General features: G+C 68.5%; 2 protein-coding genes and 1 pseudogene. All 3 read left to right on the top strand.

All coding sequences use genetic code 11. The features are described from left to right. On the top strand, positions 1-69 hold a 69-nt coding region (locus tag ACGFI8_RS47875), incomplete at its 5' end, for a hypothetical protein (RefSeq protein WP_392815772.1). A gap of 14 nt (positions 70-83) precedes the next feature. Next, entirely contained in the window at positions 84-3,374 is a 3,291-nt protein-coding gene (locus ACGFI8_RS47870) for a discoidin domain-containing protein (RefSeq protein ID WP_392815770.1), read from the top strand. 105 nt (positions 3,375-3,479) lie between these two features. Further along, positions 3,480-3,751: pseudogene (locus ACGFI8_RS47865) on the top strand (sugar ABC transporter substrate-binding protein); the annotation flags it as partial.

Genomic DNA, 3,751 nt, shown 5'->3' with positions numbered 1-3,751 from the left:
CCCTACCACCGCTGGGCCCGGCGCGGCCCGTCGACCATGCGCGTCTGGCTGCCCACCATCCCGTCCTGAATGGAGGTGACGCGATGCCACACCCCACCTGGAAGTCCAGGCTGGCACTCGCGTTGACGACAACCCTGACCGCCTCTCTCGCCGCGGCGGCGCTGCCCGCCAGCCCCGCCGCCGCGGCCCAGACCATCGGCTACCCGACGTTCAGCGGGCCCGCCGTGCCCGCCCCGCCGGTCGCCATGACCACCGGCAACACCATGCAGGCCAGCTACGATGCCGAGAGCGGCGGCACCGACTTCTGGATGGACCGGCTGCTCGCCCGGCCCGGCAACGACCCGGCCGGCACCTGGCTGATGACCCGCGGCCGGGGGCTGTTCATGAAGACGCACAACCCGGGCACGCTCGGCTTCGGCGGCGCCGTCGCCTACTGGGAGAGCATCAACGACCAGAGCGCGTTCACCGTCACCGCCGGCACCGGCACGTGGACCGAGCAGGTGGCGCAGCGCTGGCAGGCGCCCAGCCACTGGAAGAGCGTGCACACCAACGGCTCGCTGCGCATCGACCAGATGAAGTTCATCACCCACAACAACGTCGCCGTCGACAACCTCACCATCACCAACAACGGCACAGCGTCGCAGACGATCGCGCTGCGGGTCACCTCGCCCTACGCCACCTCCGGCAGCGGCAGCGAGCTGACCGGGCAGGTCGCCGCGAAGAACAACCTCACCACCGTCTACCCGCGGCTGTCGGCCGACGGCTTCACCGTCAGCAGTGGCGGGCTCGGCCGGTCGGTCACCCTCGCGGCCGGCGCCTCGGTCACCACCAAGGTCGTGATGGGCTTCGTCACCAACGAGATCCCTGACTCGCTGACCGAGTACAACTCCTACAAGGGCTACACCGCGCAGACCGCCTTCGCCACCCACGTGCGCGCCTACAACCTCTGGTGGGCGCAGAACGTGCCCTACCTCGACGTGCCCGAGCCGGCCATCAAGAAGGAGATCTACTACCGCTGGTGGCTGATGCGGTTCAACTACCTGGACGTGGACATCCCCGGCCAGGACTACCAGTTCCCCATCTCGGTCGAGGGGGCGCTTGGCTACAACAACGCCATCGTGCTCACCCAGCCGATGCACATCGACGACCTGAAGTACCTGCGCAACCCCGCCTACTCCTACGGGCCCTGGCTGTCGGTCGGGCAGGTCTCCAAGGGCGGCCGGTTCATGGACAACCCCGGCGACCCCGAGAACTGGTCCAACAGCTACACGCAGTACATCGCCGAGGCCGCCTGGCGCAGCTACGAGATCCACGGCGGGCAGCCCGCCATCGCCGGCAATCTCGCGAAGTACGCCGAGGGCGACGTCAAGGGCCAGCTGTCCTACTACGACCACAACAACGACGGCCTCATCGAGTACGACTGGGGCGCGCTGACCGGCAACGACGCCGACGCCGTGTCGTTCCACTGGAAGTCCGGCAACATGGACCGGGCCGAGTCGGCGTACGTCTACAGCGGGGCGCTGGCCGCCGCCGCGGCCTACCAGGCCGCCGGCAACACCGCCAAGGCCGCCGAGATGCAGGCCATCGCCGACCGGATCCGCTCGGCAATCCTGACCTACCTGTGGGACTCCACCAACAAGCTCATCGAGCACCGCCACATCGCCACGAACTCGCTGGTGCCGTGGAAGGAGATCAACAACTACTACCCGTTCTCCGTCGGGGCGATGCCCAACACCGACGAGTACAAGCAGGCGCTGCGGCTGTTCGCCGACCCCGCCGAGTACCCGATCTTCCCCTTCTACACCGCGAACCAGAAGGACAAGGCCGCCGCGGCCGCCGCGGGCTCGCCGGGCACGAACAACTTCTCCACCATCAACTCCACGGTGCAGTTCCGGTTGTACTCCTCGGTGCTGCGCAACTACCCCAACCAGTGGATGAGCGCCGATGACTACAAGAAGCTGCTGTACTGGAACGCCTGGGCGCAGTACATCGGCGGCAACACCCAGTGGCCCGACGCCAACGAGTTCTGGTCCAACTGGAACGCGTCGACGAAGAGCATCGACTACCGCTCCTGGATCCACCACAACATCCTCGGCAGCAGCAACTGGACCGTCATCGAGGACGTGATGGGCCTGCGGCCGCGCGCCGACAAGCTGGTCGAGCTCAGCCCGATCAACATCGGCTGGCCCAACTTCGCGGCCAACAACCTGCGGTACCGCAACGCCGACCTGAGCATCGTCTGGGACGACCCCGCCGACGGCGTGGTGAAGTACGCCGGCATCCCGCAGGGGTACTCCATCTTCGTCAACGGCACCCGCGTCGCCACCATCGACCGGCTCGTGCCGATGACCTGGAACCCGGACACCGGCGCCGTGACGACCACGGCCACCGTGCTCTACAGCCAGGCCTACGCGGGCCTGCAGGCGCCCACCCAGGTCACCCAGAGCAGCGCGCAGATGGTCGACATGTTCAACAAGGCCGGCGTCGACCTGACCGCCAACCTCACCAACTACGCCCAGGGCGTGGCGACCACCGCCTCCTACACGGCGTCGGGCACCGCCGGGGCCAACGCGGTCGACGGGTTCCCGATCAACGAGCCGATCTGGGGCACCTGGGGATCGCCCAACGCCACCGACTGGCTGGAGCTCAACCTCGGCCAGGCGCGCACCGTCGACGAGGTCCGGCTGTACTTCCGCAACGACCGGGCCACCAACCACTACCGGCCGCCGGCGTCCTACCAGGTGCAGTACTACGACGGCAGCGCCTGGGTGAACGCCGCGGCGCAGGTCAAGACCCCGGCCGCGCCGCAGTCGAACTACAACCTGGTGCGCTTCACCGCGGTCAGCACCACGCGGCTGCGGGTGCAGGTGACCCACGCGTCCGGGTTCAAGACCGGCCTGACGGAGGTGAAGGTCTACAACCGCGGCGGCGGCACCCAGCCCCCGCCCGCGACGAACAAGGCCCTGACTGCCACGCCGACCGCGTCGTACACCTCGCCGTGGGAGAGCGTCGCCGCGCTCAACGACGGCATCGACCCGCCGGTCTCCAACGACACCGTCAACCCGCGGTGGGGCACCTGGCCCAACACGGGTGAGCAGTGGGCGCTGCTGACCTGGGGCTCGGCGCAGACGCTGTCCAGCGCCGACGTGTACTTCTTCGACGACAACGGGGGAGTGCGGGTGCCGGCGTCGTGGAAGCTGCAGTCCTGGAACGGCACCGCCTACGTGGACGTGCCCGGCGCGTCCGGCTACCCGATCGCGGTCAACCAGTACAACCACGTGACCTTCACCCAGGTGAGCACGACCCGGCTGCGGGTGCTGCTGACCAGCGGCGCCGCCTCGGTGGGGCTGCTCGAGGTCAAGGCCTACGGCTGAGCATGCACACCGTGCGGAGACCCCGGCGATGCGGGACATCGCCCGCCTCGCCGGGGTCTCGCACCACCATCCATCGTCGAGGGAGTCGAGGGAAAGGAATGATCGGTGAAACGCTGGATGTGCAGCACCGTCGCTGCGGCCCTGCTGCTCGGCGCCGCCGCGTGCGGTGATGACAAAGCCCCCGCCACCGCCGCCGACGCCGACAGTGGCGCGACGCTCACCCTGTGGACCCGGGCCGCGACCGAGACCCAGTCGAAGGCCTTCGCGGCCGCGTACAACGCTACGCACAAGAACCAGGTGCAGGTGACCGCGTACCCGAATGAGGAGTACCCGGCGAAGCTGGCCTCGGCGGCGGGTGCGAAGGCGTTGCCGGATCT

Source organism: Dactylosporangium sp. NPDC048998, assembly GCF_043197855.1.
Classification (GTDB): domain Bacteria; phylum Actinomycetota; class Actinomycetes; order Mycobacteriales; family Micromonosporaceae; genus Dactylosporangium.
Note: the sequence above shows the minus strand (reverse complement) of the source record. Positions and strands in the feature narration are given on the sequence as shown.